18 protein-coding genes are annotated in these 17,629 nt (G+C 75.9%); 9 read left to right on the top strand and 9 right to left on the bottom strand.

Going from position 1 to position 17,629, the window contains the following annotated elements; translation table 11 throughout:
• Nucleotides 1-15: 15 nt before the first annotated feature.
• Both CRP29_RS07925 and CRP29_RS07920 read right to left on the bottom strand, forming a co-directional pair.
• Nucleotides 16-996, bottom strand: coding sequence for a GDP-mannose 4,6-dehydratase (locus tag CRP29_RS07925; RefSeq protein WP_097194495.1), 981 nt, complete (start codon nucleotides 994-996; stop codon nucleotides 16-18).
• 94 nt (nucleotides 997-1,090) lie between these two features.
• The gene (locus tag CRP29_RS07920; RefSeq protein ID WP_097194494.1) at nucleotides 1,091-2,197 is read right to left on the bottom strand and encodes a glycosyltransferase family 4 protein; all 1,107 of its coding nucleotides are present in this window, start codon (nucleotides 2,195-2,197) and stop codon (nucleotides 1,091-1,093) included.
• Nucleotides 2,198-2,228: 31 nt separating this feature from the next.
• On the opposite strand from CRP29_RS07920, the gene CRP29_RS07915 reads away from it, so the two are divergent.
• A complete protein-coding gene (locus CRP29_RS07915) occupies nucleotides 2,229-3,332 on the top strand; it encodes a glycosyltransferase family 4 protein (RefSeq protein WP_097194493.1) in 1,104 nt (367 codons plus the stop codon).
• Here the strand turns inward: CRP29_RS07915 and CRP29_RS07910 are convergent.
• On the bottom strand, nucleotides 3,329-4,651 hold the full coding sequence (locus CRP29_RS07910) for an acyltransferase family protein (protein ID WP_176522878.1): 1,323 nt from the start codon (nucleotides 4,649-4,651) through the stop codon (nucleotides 3,329-3,331). The two genes, CRP29_RS07915 and CRP29_RS07910, sit on opposite strands and share 4 nt — an antisense overlap.
• Nucleotides 4,652-4,803: 152 nt before the next feature.
• Here CRP29_RS07910 and CRP29_RS07905 point away from each other — a divergent pair, with 152 nt between their 5' ends.
• The 5 genes from CRP29_RS07905 to CRP29_RS07885 all read left to right on the top strand — a co-directional run bounded on the left by CRP29_RS07905 (nucleotide 4,804) and on the right by CRP29_RS07885 (nucleotide 10,591).
• Complete coding sequence (locus CRP29_RS07905) at nucleotides 4,804-5,970, top strand: glycosyltransferase family 4 protein (RefSeq protein WP_245852626.1); 1,167 nt, start codon at nucleotides 4,804-4,806, stop codon at nucleotides 5,968-5,970.
• Nucleotides 5,971-5,975: 5 nt separating this feature from the next.
• Nucleotides 5,976-6,914, top strand: coding sequence for a glycosyltransferase family 2 protein (locus tag CRP29_RS07900; RefSeq protein ID WP_097194877.1), 939 nt, complete (start codon nucleotides 5,976-5,978; stop codon nucleotides 6,912-6,914).
• A gap of 11 nt (nucleotides 6,915-6,925) precedes the next feature.
• On the top strand, nucleotides 6,926-8,026 hold the full coding sequence (locus CRP29_RS07895; RefSeq protein ID WP_097194490.1) for a mannose-1-phosphate guanylyltransferase: 1,101 nt from the start codon (nucleotides 6,926-6,928) through the stop codon (nucleotides 8,024-8,026).
• A gap of 61 nt (nucleotides 8,027-8,087) precedes the next feature.
• A complete protein-coding gene (gene wsfD / locus CRP29_RS07890; RefSeq protein ID WP_141437086.1) occupies nucleotides 8,088-9,659 on the top strand; it encodes a glycan biosynthesis hexose transferase WsfD in 1,572 nt (523 codons plus the stop codon).
• The gene (locus CRP29_RS07885; RefSeq protein WP_097194488.1) at nucleotides 9,656-10,591 is read left to right on the top strand and encodes a DNA-3-methyladenine glycosylase family protein; all 936 of its coding nucleotides are present in this window, start codon (nucleotides 9,656-9,658) and stop codon (nucleotides 10,589-10,591) included. Before wsfD ends, CRP29_RS07885 begins: the two co-directional genes overlap by 4 nt.
• On the opposite strand, the gene rfbA is transcribed toward CRP29_RS07885, so the two are convergent.
• From rfbA to cofD, 3 genes are read right to left on the bottom strand one after another with little or no spacing between them, the layout of a single operon-like run.
• The gene (gene rfbA / locus CRP29_RS07880; RefSeq protein WP_097194487.1) at nucleotides 10,588-11,454 is read right to left on the bottom strand and encodes a glucose-1-phosphate thymidylyltransferase RfbA; all 867 of its coding nucleotides are present in this window, start codon (nucleotides 11,452-11,454) and stop codon (nucleotides 10,588-10,590) included. The two genes, CRP29_RS07885 and rfbA, sit on opposite strands and share 4 nt — an antisense overlap.
• Nucleotides 11,455-11,483: 29 nt before the next feature.
• On the bottom strand, nucleotides 11,484-12,539 hold the full coding sequence (locus tag CRP29_RS07875) for a coenzyme F420-0:L-glutamate ligase (RefSeq protein WP_097194486.1): 1,056 nt from the start codon (nucleotides 12,537-12,539) through the stop codon (nucleotides 11,484-11,486).
• A complete protein-coding gene (cofD, locus tag CRP29_RS07870) occupies nucleotides 12,532-13,491 on the bottom strand; it encodes a 2-phospho-L-lactate transferase (RefSeq protein WP_281256788.1) in 960 nt (319 codons plus the stop codon). Before cofD ends, CRP29_RS07875 begins: the two co-directional genes overlap by 8 nt.
• Before the next feature lie 340 nt (nucleotides 13,492-13,831).
• On the opposite strand from cofD, the gene CRP29_RS07865 reads away from it, so the two are divergent.
• The gene (locus CRP29_RS07865; RefSeq protein ID WP_170977979.1) at nucleotides 13,832-14,086 is read left to right on the top strand and encodes a WhiB family transcriptional regulator; all 255 of its coding nucleotides are present in this window, start codon (nucleotides 13,832-13,834) and stop codon (nucleotides 14,084-14,086) included.
• Between the two features lie 88 nt (nucleotides 14,087-14,174).
• The gene (locus CRP29_RS22665; protein ID WP_097194484.1) at nucleotides 14,175-15,011 is read left to right on the top strand and encodes a hypothetical protein; all 837 of its coding nucleotides are present in this window, start codon (nucleotides 14,175-14,177) and stop codon (nucleotides 15,009-15,011) included.
• Here the strand turns inward: CRP29_RS22665 and CRP29_RS07855 are convergent.
• From CRP29_RS07855 to dprE2, 3 genes are read right to left on the bottom strand one after another with little or no spacing between them, the layout of a single operon-like run.
• Nucleotides 15,008-15,865 carry a hypothetical protein gene (locus CRP29_RS07855; protein WP_141437085.1) on the bottom strand — a complete coding sequence of 286 codons (858 nt, stop codon included), beginning with the start codon at nucleotides 15,863-15,865 and terminating at the stop codon, nucleotides 15,008-15,010. The two genes, CRP29_RS22665 and CRP29_RS07855, sit on opposite strands and share 4 nt — an antisense overlap.
• 36 nt (nucleotides 15,866-15,901) lie before the next feature.
• Nucleotides 15,902-16,369 carry a metallopeptidase family protein gene (locus CRP29_RS07850; protein ID WP_097194482.1) on the bottom strand — a complete coding sequence of 156 codons (468 nt, stop codon included), beginning with the start codon at nucleotides 16,367-16,369 and terminating at the stop codon, nucleotides 15,902-15,904.
• Between the two features lie 31 nt (nucleotides 16,370-16,400).
• Entirely contained in the window at nucleotides 16,401-17,153 is a 753-nt protein-coding gene (gene dprE2 / locus CRP29_RS07845) for a decaprenylphospho-beta-D-erythro-pentofuranosid-2-ulose 2-reductase (protein WP_245852622.1), read from the bottom strand.
• Between dprE2 and CRP29_RS07840 the strand changes: the two genes are divergently transcribed.
• Nucleotides 17,146-17,604: a DUF3499 domain-containing protein gene (locus CRP29_RS07840; protein ID WP_342745217.1), complete on the top strand. Its 459-nt coding sequence runs from the start codon at nucleotides 17,146-17,148 to the stop codon at nucleotides 17,602-17,604. The two genes, dprE2 and CRP29_RS07840, sit on opposite strands and share 8 nt — an antisense overlap.
• Nucleotides 17,605-17,629: the final 25 nt, after the last annotated feature.

Below are 17,629 nucleotides of genomic sequence, written 5' to 3'. Positions count from 1 at the left end.
AGTGCGGTGCCCACCTCAGGCGGCCGGACCGCGCTGCTCTGCGAGGTCGGCGTCCACCATCATCGTGATCAGCTCCTCGAACCCGACCTTCGGCGTCCACCCGAGCACCCTCCGGGCCTTGGCCGCGTCGCCGATGAGCAGGTCGACCTCGGCCGGCCGCATGAAGGCCGGGTTCTGCACCACGTACTTCGACCAGTCGTCGATGCCGACGTGCCGGAAGGCGACGTCGAGGAGCTCCCGGATCGAGTGCGTCTCGCCCGTGGAGATGACGTAGTCGTCGGCCCGCTCCTGCTGGAGCATCAGCCACATCGCCTCGACGTAGTCGCCGGCGAAGCCCCAGTCCCGGCGCGCGTCCAGGTTGCCCAGCTCGACGGTCTCCTGCAGGCCCAGGTGGATGCGGGCCACCGCGCGGGTGACCTTGCGGGTGACGAACTCCGGTCCGCGGCGCGGCGACTCGTGGTTGAACAGGATCCCCGAGGACGCGTGCATCCCGTACGACTCGCGGAAGTTGATCGTCATGTAGTGCCCGAAGACCTTGGCCACGCCGTAGGGGGAGCGCGGCCACAGCAGCGTCTCCTCCGTCTGCGGGACCTGCTGCACCTTGCCGAACATCTCGGAGCTGGACGCCTGGTAGAAGCGGACCCGGTCGGGGTCGTCGCCGCAGTACAGCCGGGTCGCCTCGAGCATGTTGAGCACACCCATGCCGGTGACCTCCGACGTCAGGTGGGCGTTCTCCCAGGAGTAGGCGACGTAGGAGATCGCGCCGAGGTTGTAGATCTCGTCCGGCTGCGCGGTGCGCATCGCGCGCAGCAGGCTCGGCAGGTCGGTCAGGTCGCCGAACAGCAGCTTGAGCCCGGGGATCCGCTGGACGATGTCGACCTTCGGGTTGTTCTGCCCGCGGACCAGGCCGTAGACCTCGTAGCCCTTGCTGAGCAGCAGCTCGCTCAGGTAGAGCCCGTCCTGACCGGTGACGCCGGTGATCATGGCCGTCGGCATGCGAGTCCCTCGTCTTCCTCCCCTGCGGCGGGAAGCCGCAGCAGCCAGAGGTTAGCCAGGCCGGCCGCCGGTGTCCGGGAATCGGGGCGGTTCCTCACCCCGTCGGAAGAGCCAGCGCGTAGGCGGCGCGGGTGCGCTCGGCGCACCGCGTCCACGTGAACGCGGCCGCGTGGGAGCGGTGGGCGGCCTCCGCCGCCTCGTCCCGGTCGCGCGGCAGCCGGCCGATCGCGTCGGCGAGGGAGTCCACGTCCCCGACCGGTACGTAGCGGCCGTGCTCGCCCAGCACCTCGTGCATCACCGGGAGGTCGCTCACCACCACCGGCCGGCCGCAGGCCAGCGCCTCCAGCGGCGGGAGGCCGAACCCCTCGTAGCGCGAGGGGAACGCCAGGCCCCGGCTGCCGGCGACCACCTGGCGGAGCTCGTCGTCCCCGAGGAAGCCGGTCAGGTGGACCCGGTCGGCGGGCAGCCGGCTGAGGTCCAGCGCGGTACCCCACCCCTGGGGCCCGACGAGGACGAGATCGGGGGCCGCCGGATCGCCGGCGAGGAGGGGGACGAAGGCGTCGACGAGGGTCTGCAGCCCCTTCCGCGGCTCGAGCGTGCCGACGGCGACGACGTAGTCCTCGGGCAGCCCCCGGGCGGCCAGCCACGCGGCCTCCGGGCGCTCGGCGCGCAGCCAGTGGGGGGCGACGCCGAGCGGGGTGGCCAGGACGCGGGCCGGATCGGTGCCGTACTCGGCCGTGACCTCGTCGGCGACCGCCTGGCTGGGGGTGAGCACCACCGCGGCGCGCTCGATGCTGCGCGGCACGAGCTCCCGGTAGGCGCGCGAGGCGGCGTCGACCGCGTCCCGGGTGCGCAGGAAGGAGAGGTCGTGGACCGTCACGACGCCGGCCGCCCGGCCCACCGGCGGCAGCACGAAGTTGGTGCCGTGGAAGAGGTCGACCCGGCCGGCGGACCAGGAGACGGGCGGGAGGTCGGTCCGCCGCCACAGCTCGCGCAGCAGGCGGGCCGGCATGCGGCGCGCCCGCACCTGCACCGACGCGGGGACGGCGTCCCGGAGCCGCTCGGTGCCGCGGAAGGTGAAGGCGGTGGCGACGACCTCGTCCTCGCCGGTGGCGGCCAGCTCGCGCACGAGTTCTCCGGTGTACCGGCCGACGCCGGTGCGGGGGCCGAGCAGCGGGGTGGCGTCCAGTCCTATGCGCACCGCCGCATCGTCCCGCACCTAGGGTCGGGGGGTGCGGGTAGGAGTGGTCGTCGAGCAGTTGCTGGCCCCCGTGCCGGGCGGGACGGGCCGGTACGCCGCCGAGGTGGCCGAGGCCCTGGCGGCCACCGCCGGCCCCGGCGACTCGGTCGCCGGCTGGACGGCCTGGCACCGGGATGCCGCGGCGGCCCGGGTGCCGGGGGTGCTAGGACCCGCGCGGCTCCCGCTGCCGCGCCGGGCCCTGGTCGCGGCCTGGGAGCGGTCCGCGCGGCCCCGCCCGCGGCAGGTCGACCTGCTGCACGCACCCACGCTGCTCGCGCCGCTGGGGAGCCGGCTGCCGGTGGTGGTGACCGTGCACGACGCGGTGCCGTGGACCCATCCGGAGACCCTCACCCCCCGCGGCGCCCACTGGCACCGCCGGATGGGCGAGCGGACCGCGGCGTCCGCGGCCGCCGTCGTCGTCCCCACCGAGGCGGTCGCCCGCGCGCTGGCCGAGCACCTCGACCTGCGCTGCCCCGTGGTCGTGGTGGGGGAGGGCGTCTCCGGGCGGCTCGCCCTGCCGGCCGACTCCGCCGACCGGCTGGCCGCGCTCGGCGCCGTCCCGGGCGGCTACCTGATGACGACGGCGACCCTCGAGCCGCGCAAGGGGCTCGACGTCCTGATCGCCGCCCTCGGGCGACCGGGTGCCCCCGACCTCCCGCTGCTGGTGGCCGGTCAGCCCGGGTGGGGCGACGTCGACCTCGCGGGCCTGGCGGCCGGCGCGGGCCTGCCGACCGGCCGGGTCCGCGCGCTCGGCCGGATCCCCGACGCCGACCTGGCCGCCCTGCTGCACGGGGCCGCGGCGGTGGTCGTGCCGAGCCGGGCGGAGGGCTTCGGGCTGCCCGCACTCGAGGGCATGGCCGCGGGCGTGCCGGTGGTCACCTCCGACGACCCGGCACTCGTGGAGGTCGGGGGCGGGGCGACCGCGGTCGCGCCGGTCGGTGACGCCGCGGCGCTGGCTACCGTGCTGGCACGGGTGGTGGGCGCCGACGACCTGCGCCGCGACCTGGTGCGCCGGGGCCGGGCCCGGGCCGCGGAGTTCTCCTGGACCGGCGCGGCCGGCCGGCTGTGGGAGCTCTACCGGGAGCTGCGCCCCTAGTCCGCCCGGACGCCCTCCGCCGCGACGGGCCGCGCCGCCAGCCGGGCCCGCCGGGCGGCGATGACCCGGCGGCCCAGCGCGATGCCCGGCCGCTCGACGAACCGGTAGGTGAGGGCCGCCCCGACCACGGTGACCGCCATCAGCAGGGCGAAGTTCGCCCAGGCGCCGCCGGGCACGCGCGGGAGGACGAGCAGCAGCACCAGCGCGTGCAGCAGGTAGACCGAGTAGCTGATGGTCCCGAGGTAGACCAGCGGGCGGGGCCAGCGGAACCGGCGCAGCATCAGCGCGGCACCGAACACGGCGTACGCGCCGAGGAACGTCGCGGTCTGGGTGAGCCAGCTGGGGGTCTCCCCGCTGATCGGCTCGAGGTAGCCGACGTGCCAGGTGTACTGGCACAGGACGATGACGACCACGCCGAGGGCGTACACGGTCGCGGCGGTCCGGCCGCTCAGCTGCCCCGCCGTCCAGCGGTAGAGCACGGTGCCGACGAACATCGACCCGAGCAGGAGCAGCGAGAAGTACATCGCGTGCGGCCGGTTGGCCAGGGCCACGACCACGACGCTCCCCATGGCCAGCAGCGCCGCGCGCGAGGCGAGGCCGGGCACGCGTCCGGCGACCACCAGGAGCAGCAGGAGGCCGGCGACCGGGAAGGTCCACCAGTGGTCCGGCCGCTGCTGGATCATGAACGCGGTGGTCGTGCCGCCCAGCGCGAGGGCCGAGACCAGCAGCAGCACCGCCGTCGCCGCCGAGCTCCGGTGCACGTTGAGCAGGAAGAGCACGGACACCAGCAGGTAGAAGACGAGCTCGTAGCCCAGCGTCCAGGAGGCCCCGATCACCAGGGGCCGGGTGGTGAAGACCTGCAGCATGGTGGTGTTCAGCAGCGAGTCCTCGACGAGGCGGTAGCCGCCCGGCGCGGTCAGCCGGTCGGAGACGGCCCAGGCGCCGATGGCCACGGCGAGGACGGCGAGGTAGAGCGGCCACAACCGGAAGAACCGGCCGATCCAGAACTCGACGAGGTCGTTCCGGCGCTCCAGCGACGCCGGGATGATGAACCCGCTGCAGAGGAAGAAGACCAGGACGCCGAACTCGCCCAGCCGGAACCAGTGGTGCGACCAGCCCAGCAGGCCGACCCACTGGGTCTCCCCGAGGTGCTGCACCGCCACGACCAGCGCGGCGATGCCGCGCAGCGCGTCGAGGAACTCCAGCCGGCCCTTCCGGGTCGTGGCCGCGTCGCTGGAGGCGGGCGTGCCGGCGGCGGGCGCGGCGGCGTCGACGAGGGCGGTCGTCGCGGCACCGTCACCGGTGGTCTGGGGCAGCATGGGATGTCCTTCGACTGGGCGCGGCCAGGTGGAACGCGACACGGCAGCTCGCACGGGAGGGGGCCGGAGGCCGGGCACCCCCATCGTGACACAGCGGCCGCGGTGCTCCCGGCGCCGCGGGCGGGCATCGGCTCCGGCGCTAGGCTCCACCGGTGTCCGAGGCCATGCCCCGCGTCCTGGTCGACGCCACGGCGGTACCCGAGGACCGGGGCGGTGTGGGGCGGTACGTCGACCAGCTGCTGCCCGCGCTGGCCGAGCTGGGCACCGACCTCGCCGTGGTCTGCCAGCACCGCGACGAGGCGTACTACCGGGAGCTGCTGCCCGGCGCCCGCGTCGTCCCCGCGCCGGAGGCGATCGCGCGCCGGCCCGCCCGGCTGGCCTGGGAGCAGGTCGGTCTGCCGCGGGTGGCCCGCGAGGTGGGCGCCCAGGTCCTGCACTGCCCGCACTACACGATGCCGCTGGCCGCGGGCCTGCCCGTGGTGACCACGCTGCACGACGCCACCTTCTTCACCCACCCCGAGGTCCACCAGCGGGTCAAGCGCACCTTCTTCCGGGCCTGGACGACGGCGTCGCTGCGCCGCGCCGCCCGATGCGTGGTGCCCTCGCAGGCGACGCTGGACGAGCTGAGCCGGGTGACGCGGGGCGTGCACGGCCAGGTGGAGGTCGCCCACCACGGGGTCGACGCCGCCCGCTTCCACGTTCCCTCGGAGCAGGAGGTCGCGGCGGCCCGCCGGCACCTGGGGCTGCGCGCCGGCCGCTACGTCGGCTTCCTCGGCACGATCGAGCCGCGCAAGAACGTGCCCGCGCTGATCGAGGGGTGGCAGCAGGCGGTGGCCGGGCTGCCCGACCCGCCGGCGCTCGTGCTCGCCGGCGGCCGCGGCTGGGACGAGCGGGTGGACGAGGTGCTCGCCCGCGTGCCCGACGGGCTGGAGGTGGTCCGGCCGGGGTACCTGCCGCTGGAGCTGCTCGCCGGGTTCCTGGGCGGCGCGGAGGTGCTGGCGTACCCGAGCCTGGCCGAGGGGTTCGGGCTGCCGGTGCTCGAGGCGATGGCCTGCGGCGCGCCGGTGCTCACCACCCGGTCGCTCGCGCTGCCGGAGGTGGGCGGGGACGCCGTGGCCTACACCGGGTACGACGCCGGGTCGATCGGGCAGCGGCTGGGGGAGCTGCTCGCCGCGCCGGAGGAGCGCGCGCGGCTGTCCGCCGCGGCGGTGGCGCGGGCCGCCGGTTTCACCTGGCAGGCCTGCGCGGAGCAGCACCGGCACGCCTACGCGGCCGCCGCGAGACCCTCCCTGGGGCGCCGCGGGCCCGACGTAGGGTGACCTCCGTGCACAGCGCCCCGGTCGACGCGCCGCTCCGGGTGGTGGTGGTGACGTACTCGCCGGGCGAGACGCTCCAGGGGTTCCTCGACTCCCTCTCCGAGGCCACGGACCGGCCCTACGAGGTCGTCCTCGCCGACAACGGCTCGACCGACGGCGTCCCCGAGCGGGCGGCGCGGCAGCGCGCCGAGGTGACGCTGCTGCGCACCGGCGGCAACGTCGGCTACGGCGCCGCCGCGAACGCCGCGCTGGCCGGCGCCACCTCCGGGTACGCCATCGTGGCGAACCCCGACGTCCGCTTCGAGCCGGGTGCGGTCGACGAGCTGCTCGAGGCCGCGGAGCGCTGGCCCCGCGCGGCGACGCTGGGCCCGGCCATCCGCACCCCCGAGGGGACGATCTACCCCTCGGCCCGCGACCTCCCGTCGCTGTCGACCGGCATCGGGCACGCCCTGCTCGGCTGGGTCTGGCCGGCCAACCCGTGGACGGCGCGCTACCGCCGCGAGCGCGACGAGATCACCGAGCGCCCCGCGGGCTGGCTCTCGGGCAGCTGCCTGCTCGTCGACCTCGCCGCGTACGCGTCGGTGGGCGGCTTCGACCCCGGCTACTTCATGTACTTCGAGGACGTCGACCTCGCCCGCCGCCTCGGCCAGCGGGGCTGGCTGCACGTCTACGTGCCCACCTCGGTGGTGACCCACGAGGGCGGCCACGCCACCCGGCGCTCGGCCCGCCGCATGCAGCGGGTGCACCACACGAGCGCGCTGCGGTACCTCTCCGCCGACTTCCCGCGGCGTCGCCACGCGCCGCTGCGGGCCGCCCTCCGGGCCGGTCTCGGCGCCCGGATGCTGCTCTCCTACGCCAGCAGCCGGGTGGACGCCGGCGCGCAGCCGCAGCAGACCGTCGACCAGCTGCCGCACGACCACCCCGGCCACCCCGGCACCGGCCAGTAGGAGGACACGCGATGCGACACGCCGTGATCATGGCGGGCGGCTCCGGCACGCGGCTGTGGCCGCTGTCCCGCGCCCAGCGCCCCAAGCAGCTGCTCGACGTCGTCGCCGACGAGGACGGCGGCGCGCACAGCCTGCTGGAGGAGGCGTTCACCCGCCTCGAGGCGGTGCTGCCGGCCGAGCAGATCTGGGTGTGCACCGCCGCCCGCTACGCCGACATGGTGCGCGCCGCCCTGCCGCGGCTGCGCGCCGACCGGCTGGTCCTCGAGCCCATGGCGCGGGACACCGCCAACGCCGTCGGCCTCACCGCCGCGCTGGTGGCCGACGTCGACCCGGACGCCGAGCTCGCCGTCGTCAGCGCCGACCACGTGATCCGCCCGGTCGAGCGCTTCGTCACGGCGCTGACCACCGCTTACGACCTCCTCGGCGTGCGCCCCTCGGCGCTGGTGACGCTCGGCGTCACGCCGACCTCCCCGGCGACCGGCTTCGGCTACGTGCAGAAGGGCGCGCCGACCGAGGTCGCCGGCGCGTCGGAGGCGGCGTCCTTCCGGGAGAAGCCCGACCGCGCCACCGCCGAGGCCTACCTGGCGTCGGGGGAGTACGTCTGGAACTCGGGCATGTTCGTCTGGCGGGCGCAGACGGTGCTCGACGCGCTGGCCGACCACCTGCCCGAGAGCGCCAAGGGCCTGGCCCGCATCGTGGCCGCCCCGGCGGGTCCGGAGCGCGACGCCGTCCTGGCCGAGGTCTTCCCGACCCTGCCGAAGATCAGCGTGGACTACGCCGTGCTCGAGCCCGCGGCCGCGGAGCCGGGCCGGGTCGCCGTCGTCGACCTGGACGTGGAGTGGCTGGACATCGGCTCGTGGCCGGCGCTGGCGAACACCCTGGAGACCGACGACGCGGGCAACGCCGGCCGGGGCCTGAGGGTGCTGCTCGACAGCTCGGGCAACGTGGTCCTCTCCGACGACCCGGAGCACCTCGTGGCGCTGCTCGGGGTGCGCGACTGCGTCGTCGTGCACACCGCCGACGTCACGATGGTCTGCCCCGTGGGCGACGCGGAGCGGGTCAAGCAGTTGCTCGCCGAGGTGGAATCCCGGCACGGGGCGCGCTTCAGCTGATGTGACGCATCCGGACCGGCGCAGCCCGCACGGGGCTCCGACATCGCGGAAGATGGTCGTCGTGCGTCTCTCCCGCGACCTGCGCCCGGCCGGCGGACCGACCGACGAGCAGCCGCCGGCCCGCCTCCCCGGACGGGTCCGGGCCGTGGGCGCCACCGTCGTCCTCGCCGTGACGACGGCGGTGGTCCTGGCCCAGCTGTTCGTGAGCGGGACGGTGGGGCTCGCGGACAACGGGGACGCCGACCGGCTGGTCTGCCGGCTGGGCCTCGTCATCGGCCCGGCCTCCTCGCAGCAGGGGTTCGAGAGCGACTACGACGCGGGCAACCGCTGCCCGGGTGAGAACTGGCAGTACGCCACCTCCTGGCGGCCCCTGCTGCGGCTCACCTACTGGGTCACCCGGCTGGTGACCGGCGACGACGGCTTCGACATGTCGGTCATGGCCGGAGTCGGCGCGGTGCTGCTCGGCTTGGGGGCCGCGGCGCTGTTCCTCGCCCTGCCCGGCGGCGCGGGTGCGCGCTGGCCGCTGGTCGCCCTGGTCGTGGTGGCCGTCAGCGACATCGGGTTCGTCACCTACCTCAACTCCGGCTACACCGACCAGGGCGGCTTCATCGGGCTGCTGTGGGTGTGCGCCGCGATCGTCGGGCTGGTCGTGCACCGGACGTGGCCGTGGCTGCTGTTCCTGGGGCTGGCCGTCGTGTTCACCGGGGCCGCCAAGACCGCGCTGATCACCGTCCTCCCGGCCGTCGGGCTCGCCCTGCTGCTCAGCCGCCGGTACCGGAGCCGGCCCGCGCAGCCGGGCCGGTGGAGCCTCCGCCGTCCGATCGCGGCCCTGGTCGCGGTGCTGGCGCTCGGCGGGGGAGTGCTGGGCCTGACGGCGATGAGTCAGGGCGAGGGGCTGAGCAACGGCAACAAGTACAACCTGCTCTTCCACACCCTCCTGGTGGAGTCCGACGACCCGGAGGCGGACCTGGCGGAGATGGGGCTGCCGCCCGAGCTGGCCCGCTTCGCCGGCACGAACGCGTGGGAGGAGGACACGCCGTGGAACGACCCGGACATCGAGGACAACGCCTGGACCGTCTTCTCCTGGAAGACCTACCTGGAGTTCTTCGCCACCCATCCCGACCGGTTCCTCGAGCTGGTCCCGCGGTCGTTCGACGCCGTCGCCGACGCCCGGGTCGACTACCTGGCCAACCTCCCCGGTGAGCCCGGGGACGAACCACGGCTCGCCGAGCGCCCGAGCCCGGTGTTCTGGGTGCTCGGCCTCCTGCCGCAGGGCTGGCCGGTACCGGCGATCTCCTTCCTGTGGCTGGGTGCGGCCGTGTTCGGGGTGCGCTGGGCCCGGTCGGAGGAGGCGGGCCGCGCTGTGCGCGGCGTCCTGGCCCTGCTGCTGACGGGCTACGCGGGAAGCCAGTCGCTGCTGGCGCTCAGCGACGGCTACTACGAGCTGGCCAAGCACAACGTGCACGCCGCCTTCGCCACCGGACTGCTGATGGCGGTCCTGCTGGAGGCCGGCATCCGGACGGCCGCGGGCGCGGTCCGTCGCCGCCGTGCGGCGGAGCGCGACGGGGGTGCACCGCCCGCCGAGGAGGACTCCGTCGAGGCGGGCGTGCCGGCCGCCGGCGGCGCCCGGTGAGCAGTCCCGGCGCGACCACCACGGCCCGCTACGAGGCGACGTGGGAGCCCGACTGGCCGCTGGACCTGCGGCGGGCGCTCGCACCGCACAGCCGCGGGGCGGCCGACCCGGCGCTGCGCGTCACCCCCGAGGGCATCTGGTGGACCACCACCACGCCCGACGGCCCGGCCACGGCGCGGGTCAGGTACGTCGCCGGCCGGGTCTCGGTCGCCGCGTGGGGCCCGGGTGCGGAGCGGGCCGGCGCCATGGTGCCCCGCGCGCTCGGCGCGGAGGACCCCGTCGCGGCCTTCGACCCGGGCGACCACCCGCTGGTGGCCGACCTGCACCGCCGCACCCCCTGGCTGCGGCTGGGGAGCACGGGCCGCACGTGGGACGCGCTGGTGCCCGCCGTCCTCGAGCAGAAGGTGACCACGGTCGAGGCGCACCGGGTCTGGCGGGAGCTGCTGCGCCTCGCCGGGGAGCCCGCTCCGGGGCCGGCGCCGGACGGCATGCGCGTCCTGCCCGCAGCGCGGCGCGTCCTGGAGATCACCGACTGGCAGTGGCACGCCTGCGGGCTGGACGGCGCCCGGCGCCGGGCCCTGCGCGCGGTGGCCACGGTCGCCGACCGGCTCGAGCCGCACGACGGCTGCGACTCACCGACGTTGCAGCGGCGGCTGTGCTCGGTGCCGGGGATCGGCGCCTGGACGGCGGCCGAGGTGGTGCAGCGGACGCTGGGGTGCCCGGACACGGTGAGCGTCGGCGACTACCACCTGAAGAACCTCGTCGGCTTCGCGCTGACGGGGGCCCGGGTCACCAGCGACGACGACATGCTCGCCCTGCTGGAACCGTGGCGGGGGCACCGCCAGCGGGTCGTGCGCCTGCTGCTGGCCGGCGGCCCGCGGCGACCCCGCCGGGGGCCGCGCTTCGCGCCGACGGACCACCGCCGGATCTAGCGGTCGCCGAGCAGGCCCAGCAGGTAGTCGCCGTAGCCGCTCTTGCCGAGCGGGCCGGCGGCGGCGACCAGGCCGTCGTCGTCCAGCCAGCCGTTGCGCCAGGCGACCTCCTCGATGCAGCCGATCTTGAGGCCCTGCCGCTCCTCGACCACGGAGACGAACTCGGTGGCCTGGCGCAGCGAGGCGAAGGTGCCGGTGTCCAGCCAGGCGGTGCCGCGGTCCAGGGCCGTGACGGTGAGCCGGTCCTCCCGCAGGTAGTGCTCGTTCACCGCGGTGATCTCCAGCTCGCCCCGCGCGCTCGGGGTGATCGCCCGGGCCACCTCGACGACGTCGCCGGCGTAGAAGTACAGGCCCGGGACGGCGTAGGAGCTGCGCGGCTTCTCGGGCTTCTCCTCGATCGACAGCACCCGGCCGTCGGGATCGAACTCCACAACGCCGTACTCCTGCGGGTTGGCGACGTGGTATGCGAAGACGTGCCCGCCCGCGGGCTCGGGCAGCCGCGCCAGCGCCGTGCCGAGGCCCGCGCCGTAGAAGATGTTGTCGCCCAGCACCAGCGCCGCCGCCTCGCCGTCGAGGAACTCGGCGCCGATGAGGAAGGCCTGGGCCAGGCCCTCCGGCCGCGGCTGCACCGCGTACTCGATCCGCATGCCCAGCCGGCTGCCGTCGCCGAGCAGGTGGCGGAAGGCCTCCTGGTCGCCGGGGGTGGTGATGATCAGCACCTCGCGGACGCCGGCCATCATCAACGTCGAGAGCGGGTAGTAGATCATCGGCTTGTCGTAGACCGGCATGAGCTGCTTGCTCACGGCCTGGGTGATGGGGAAGAGCCGACTTCCCGTGCCACCGGCCAAGATGATCCCGCGCATGGGCGGGAACGGTAACGGACCGCGACGGGTCAGGCGGGCTCTGTGCCCAGCCACAGCCTCCCGACGAGTGAGGTGCCGCCAGCCGTGGTCGCCGGCTCCCAGCGGGTCGCCCACCCCTCGGCGTGCAGCTGCACGATCGCCGCGCCGAGCAGCGCGCCGAGGTTGACCGCCGTCGTGGTGGTGACCGCGTCGGTGAGGTGCACGTCGACGGCGCCGTCGCCCTCGCCGCCGTAGCGCAGCACCACGGGGAACTCGGGCAGCGAGGCGCTGGCGGTGCGGAAGGCGGCCGCCACCGCGTCCAGCTCGCCGGCCCGCGGCACGAGCTCTGCGGCGGGGGAGCGCGAGCCCACCACATCGCGGGAGCCGTAGGGGAAGAGGTCGTCGCCGGGCAGTCGCACCAGCGGTCGGGTGCCCTCGTCGTGCTCGGGCCGGTCCAGGGGCAGGCCGCGCACCACCGCGACCGGCACGCCGTCGAGCTTGCCCTTGACCAGGTCGGCGGCCGAGGCCAGCTCGTCGACGACGGCGATGCGGGTGGTCTCCAGCCGGTTGCCGTGGGCGTCGACGGCGCCCCGGTGGTCCACCAGGGCGGTGATCCCGGCGGAGCCGACGGCGACGTCGGTCAGCCCCTCCCGCCAGGTGCGCCCGAAGGTGTCGCTCACCACCACGGCGACGTCGACCCCGAGCAGCTCCGCAAGCCGGGCCCGCAGCCCGCGGGCCGAGGCGTCGGAGTCCTCCGGGAGCAGCACGAGCGAGCCCTGGTCCACGTTGGAGGCGTCGATGCCGGCGGCGGCCACCACCCAGCCGTGCGGCGTCTGCACGATCTTGAGCGGTCCGCGGCGGGCGACCACCCGCACGGTCTGCCCGTCGATCGCCGCCTGGCGGGCGGCCTCGCGGTCGGCGCCCGGCGGCACCCGCACCAGCGAGCCCTCGACCTTGGAGACCACCTTCGAGGTGACGACGACGACGTCGCCGTCGGCCAGCCACGGAGCGCGCCCGGCGATCGCGGCCGCCAGGTCGTCACCCGGCGCGAACTCCGGCAGGCCGGCGACCGGCAGCACCGAGACGCCGGGCGGCGGCTCAGACACCCGCGGCGTCCAGCGCGGCGCGGGCCAGCGCCGCCGTCGTCTCCGGGTCGGACATGAGCAGCGGCACCTGCCGGACGTCCACGCCGGCGACGTCGGCCGGGTCGCCGGGCGCGACGAGCCAGGCGTCGAGCAGGCCGCCGTCCGATCGGGCGCCGTAGTGCCGGCCCACGCCCTCGGCGCTCACCTCGATGTCCAGCACCGGCAGGCAGCGGTCGGCCATGCCGCGCACGACGGCGCCACCGACGATCGGCGAGACGCCGGCGATCCGCGCGGGCGTGGCGAGCAGCGCCTCGCGCAGGCCCGGGACCCCGAGGATCGTGCCGATCGAGACCACCGGGTTCGACGGCGCGACGAGCACCGCGTCGGCCGTGGCGAAGGCCTCGACGACGCCGGGCGCGGGGCGGGCGGCGTCCACGCCGACCTGCACGAACGCCGAGGCGTCCAGGGCGGCCCGGTGCCGCACCCACCACTCCTGGAAGTGGATGGCGCGCGGGCGGCCGGTCTCGGGGTCGTCGACGACCACGTGGGTCTCGACCCGCTGGTCGCTCATCGGCAGCACGGTGACGCCGGGCTGCCAGCGGTCGGCGAGCGCCGCGGTCACCGCCGAGAGGGGGTAGCCGGCGTCGAGCATCCGGGTGCGGATGAGGTGCGTGGCCAGGTCGCGGTCGCCGAGGCCGAACCAGTCGGGGTCGGCGCCGTAGGCGGCGAGCTCCTCCTTGACCGTCCAGCTCTCGCCCGCCCGGCCCCAGCCGCGCTCCTCGTCGATGCCCCCGCCGAGGGTGTAGACGACGGTGTCGAGGTCCGGGCAGATGCGCAGCCCGTGCATCGTCACGTCGTCCCCGGTGTTGACCACCGCGGTGATCTCCGCCCCGGGTTCAGCGGCCCGCACCCCCCTCAGGAATCGAGCCCCTCCGGTCCCACCAGCCAGCACCACGATCTGCACGAAACACATCGTGCCCGATAGGCAGTTGTGCACTGTTCCACGGGCGTGTCGAGGTAGCAGACGAGATGTGACGAACGGGGTGTGACCCCTGGGGCGTGTGTGGCGTGTCGCTTACACCGAGCAAAGTTGACGGCTGGGCAACGACACGCGTGTAATTCCGACGATGTCATCGAGTGCTGAGCGGATCGGGAGCCTCCCGGAAGCCACGCACCGGGACGAGAGCGAGAGGGGACGCATCGTCATGGCCGAGGTGTCGTGGTTGAGCGATTACGTCAACGGGAGCGACCGCGCGACCGACCGATTCGGGTCGGGCGCCGGCCAGAGCCTCGGTGCACCCGCCGGCTCGGGGATCTCCGGACTGCTGGGCATCGGCCTGGAGGCCGAGGGGCAGTCCTGGCAGGAGCGCGCCCTGTGCGCCGAGACCGACCCGGAGGCGTTCTTCCCCGAGAAGGGCGGCTCCACCCGCGAGGCGAAGAAGATCTGCACGGGGTGCGAGGTCAAGGCCGAGTGCCTCGAGTACGCGCTGTCCAACGACGAGCGCTTCGGCATCTGGGGCGGGCTCTCCGAGCGCGAGCGCCGTCGCCTGCGCCGCCGCGCCGTCTGACCACCCGCGCTTCCAGCTGCGCCCCCGGGACGGGGGCCCACTCCAGCCGCCGACGACCCCCGTCGGCGGCTGTGGTGCTATTCGGGGCATGCGCACCCGGGTCGCCGTCGGCCGGGACCGGGTGGTCCCCGAGGTCCGCGCCGCCACTCCGCTGGCCCGCCGGCTGCGTGCCCCGGTCACCGCCCGCGCGCCCTGGCTGACCGCCGTCCTCGACGTGCAGGCCGCCCGGCGCCGGGCCGGTCGCCCGGTGGCCGTCGTCGTCGGGGCCGACGGGCAGCCGCCGGCGGCCGCCGCCTTCCTGCAGCTGCGCCGCCGCGGCCTCACGACGGCGGTGACGATGCTCGGCGACGGCGTCCCGGCGCCTCCCGGTGGGCCGACCGCGCGGCTGCTGGCCGCCGACGACGACGCCTCCGCCGCGCTGGCCGAGGGCGTCCTGGAGCTGCTGGGCGGCCTGCACGGCCCGTGGTCGCTGCACCTCGCGGGCCTGCCGCTCGGCGACCGGACCGCCCGCCGGCTGGCCGAGCGCTTCCCGATGGCCCGCATGGCGAACGAGCGGACCGCGGCGCTCGTCGACGGCCTCGACGACGTCGGTCCCGTCGCCCGCAGCACCGATCCCCGCGCGCTCGAGCGGGTGCTGCCGGCCCTCCTGGCGCAGGCGCCCGACGCCGGTGCCCGCGCGTTCCTGCGCGCCGCCGCCCGGCTGCACGCCGCGGCCGGCCGGCTCGAGGTCGCCGTCCCGGCCGACCGGGACGGTGCGCTGCTGACGCTCCTCGACGGCCCGGACCGCCGGCCGTGGTGGGCGACGCCGGGCCTGCCGGGGATGCGGTCCGAGCGCGGTGCGCCCGCGGCGGCGGTCACCGTCCCGGCGCGGTCCTGGCTGCCGGCGCCGGACGTGGCCCGGCGGCTGGGCGGCCGCCGCTCCTAGCGGGGAGGGACGAGCCGGTCGCCCCAGGTCAGCTCCGGGTCGGACCGCCCGTCGCCCGTCGGGTCGAGGGTGACGGAGACGTCGTAGCTCCGCCCGGTCGGTTCCGCCGCACGGCCCGGTGGGTGCAGCTCGGTGGCGAACCGGCCGGAGAGGGTGAGCTCGTCGCCGTTCCGGACCACGTCGAGGTCGGGGGTGGCGAGCTCCGCGTACTCGGTGCGCGCCTCCCGGCAGGCGGCGTCGCCGGGCTGCGGGGGAGCGGTGGCGGCCAGGCAGTTGGCGGCAGGGAGCCGCAGCCGCGCGACGGTGCGTCCGTCGTCGGAGGTCAGCTCCAGCTCGGGATAGGCGACGGTGACGCCCACCGCGTGCTCCTCCAGGACGACGCCGCCGAAGGCGAGCCGGGCGGTGACCTCCTCGTCGCCGGAGGAGGCCGGCGGATCGGGAGGGGACGGCGCCGGCGCCGCGGCGGGCGCCGGTTCGGGGGAGCGGGCCGCGGCGGCCAGCGCGGCCGCGGCGCCGACGAGGAGGAGGGCGACGACGGCGAGCGCCGCCAGGGTCGTCCCCGGACGCGTGCCGGGGACGGCGGGGGCGGGCTCCTCCCGCGCGGGCGCGACCGGTGCGAGCACCGCCCATCCCTCGTCCGGAGTCTCCGGTGCACCCGGCGTGCCGGGGGGACGGGCCAGGAAGTCGGCCAGGTCGTCCCGGGGCTCACCGGCCGGAGGGAGGGCGTCCGGGGTTCCGGGCGGGACGCGGGTGCGGAGCCGCAGCGCGACCGCGCCGGCCGCGAGCAGCAGCAGCAGCCCGAGGGCGGCGCCCAGCGCGATCCAGGGCCCGGCGGCCATCGCGGGAACGTCCATCCCGCCCAGCATCGCAGGGGCCTCGGGACGGTCCGCTCAGCCGGTGGGGTCGATCTCCTCCGGATCGCGGCCGAGCAGGACCGCCACCTGGTCGACGACGACGTCGCGCACCAGGTCGGCGAGGTCGTCCCGGTCGCCGGCGCGGAGCTCCAGCGGGCGGCGGTAGACGATGATCCGCGGCGCCACCTCGCGGCCGTCCTCCCGGTGCGCGGGGAGGATGCGGGCCAGCGGCACGCTGGCGTCGTCGAGCACGTCGGAGTCCAGCACCACGTCGTCGGGGCTGGTGTGGTCCACCCACGGCACGTCCTCGACGGCGAACTCGACGCCGGCGAGCTCGCGCTCCCAGCGGCGCTCGAGGTCCTCGACCGCGTCGAGCACGAGGTCGTCGAACTGCTCGGCGCGGCTGCGGGCCAGCGGCACCTCGGCCGGCACCAGGCGGCCGCGCAGGCCGCGGCCGTGGCGGTCGCGACGGGAGCGGGCGGGGCGGCGGGAGAGACCGGTCATGACGGCGCAGAGCCTACGGCGGCCGACGCGCTCACCGTGGCAGCCGGCGCCAGACGGCCCGGGGGAGCAGCCGCATGAGGAAGAAGACCGGCCGCAGCACCCCGGGCACCCAGACCTCGCCGCGGCGGCCGCCCAGGCCGGCGACGACGGCGTCGGCCACCTGGTCGGGCGTGCTCGAGAACGGTGCGGGGGACATGCCCTCGGTCATCCGGCCGACGACGAAGCCGGGGCGGACCAGCAGCAGCCGCACGCCCGAGCCGGCCAGGGCGTCGGCCAGCCCGCTGGCGAACCCGTCGAGCCCGGCCTTGGCCGAGCCGTACACGTAGTTGGCCCGGCGGACCCGCACGCCGGCGACCGAGGAGAAGACGACCAGCGTGCCGCGCCCTGCCGCCCGCAACCGGTCGGCCAGCAGGGTGAGCACGTGCACCTGCGCGGTGAAGTCGGTGTGGACGACGGCGACCGCGGCGGCCGGGTCGCGCTCGGCGAGGGCCTGGTCGCCGAGCACGCCGAAGGCCACGACGACAGTGGTCGGCACGCCGAAGCGCCGTTCCACCTCGTCGAGGGCCGCGGCGTGACCGGTGAGGTCGTCGGCGTCGAACTCCACCCGGCCCACCGTGGTGGCGCCGGCCGCGCGCAGCTCGGCCTCCTGCTCGTCGAGGTCTCCCGCCCGCCGCGCGGCCAGCACGACGGTGCCGCAGCCGCGCGCGGCGAGCCGGACGGCGACGGCCGTGCCGATCTCGCTGCGCCCGCCCAGGACGAGGACCGGACCTGTGTCGATGCCCACGGGGTCATCGTGCAGGATGGGACGCCCTCCCCGAATTCCCGGTGCGCCTGCTGCGGTCGACCCGCAGGCGGGTTTACGGTGCATGCGTGAGGAACCGGTGGTGAGGCAGTCACGTCGCTGCTCGCGCAGCGGCTGCGCGCAACCGGCAGCGGCGACTCTGACCTACGTGTACGCGGAGTCCACGGCCGTTGTCGGGCCGTTGGCGACCTTCTCGGAGCCGCACAGCTACGACCTCTGCGAGTTCCACGCCGAGCGGCTGACCGTCCCCCGCGGCTGGGAGGTCGTCCGGCACGAGATCGACCTGGACGACGTCGGCCCGACCGGCGACGACCTGCTCGCCCTGGCCGACGCCGTGCGCGAGGCCGCTCGCCCCGAGCCCCCGCGCGATCCGCTGGACGACGGTCGCGGCACCCGGCGCGGGCACCTGCGCGTCCTCCCCGACCTGCCCTGACGAGTGGCCGTACGAGCGGCCGGTC

The sequence above is a fragment of the Blastococcus aggregatus genome, assembly GCF_900221005.1.
Lineage (GTDB): Bacteria > Actinomycetota > Actinomycetes > Mycobacteriales > Geodermatophilaceae > Blastococcus > Blastococcus aggregatus.
Note: the sequence above shows the minus strand (reverse complement) of the source record. Positions and strands in the feature narration are given on the sequence as shown.

What these genes read in the sequence shown, in the direction of transcription:
- CRP29_RS07925 (WP_097194495.1), bottom strand. Translation starts at nt 996, where the DNA reads ATGCCGACGGCCATGATCACCGGCGTCACCGGTCAGGACGGGCTCTAC.
- CRP29_RS07910 (WP_176522878.1), bottom strand. Translation starts at nt 4,651, where the DNA reads ATGCTGCCCCAGACCACCGGTGACGGTGCCGCGACGACCGCCCTCGTC.
- CRP29_RS07895 (WP_097194490.1), top strand. Translation starts at nt 6,926, where the DNA reads ATGCGACACGCCGTGATCATGGCGGGCGGCTCCGGCACGCGGCTGTGG.
- rfbA (WP_097194487.1), bottom strand. Translation starts at nt 11,454, where the DNA reads ATGCGCGGGATCATCTTGGCCGGTGGCACGGGAAGTCGGCTCTTCCCC.
- cofD (WP_281256788.1), bottom strand. Translation starts at nt 13,491, where the DNA reads ATGTGTTTCGTGCAGATCGTGGTGCTGGCTGGTGGGACCGGAGGGGCT.
- CRP29_RS22665 (WP_097194484.1), top strand. Translation starts at nt 14,175, where the DNA reads ATGCGCACCCGGGTCGCCGTCGGCCGGGACCGGGTGGTCCCCGAGGTC.
- CRP29_RS07855 (WP_141437085.1), bottom strand. Translation starts at nt 15,865, where the DNA reads ATGGACGTTCCCGCGATGGCCGCCGGGCCCTGGATCGCGCTGGGCGCC.
- CRP29_RS07850 (WP_097194482.1), bottom strand. Translation starts at nt 16,369, where the DNA reads ATGACCGGTCTCTCCCGCCGCCCCGCCCGCTCCCGTCGCGACCGCCAC.
- CRP29_RS07840 (WP_342745217.1), top strand. Translation starts at nt 17,146, where the DNA reads ATGCCCACGGGGTCATCGTGCAGGATGGGACGCCCTCCCCGAATTCCC.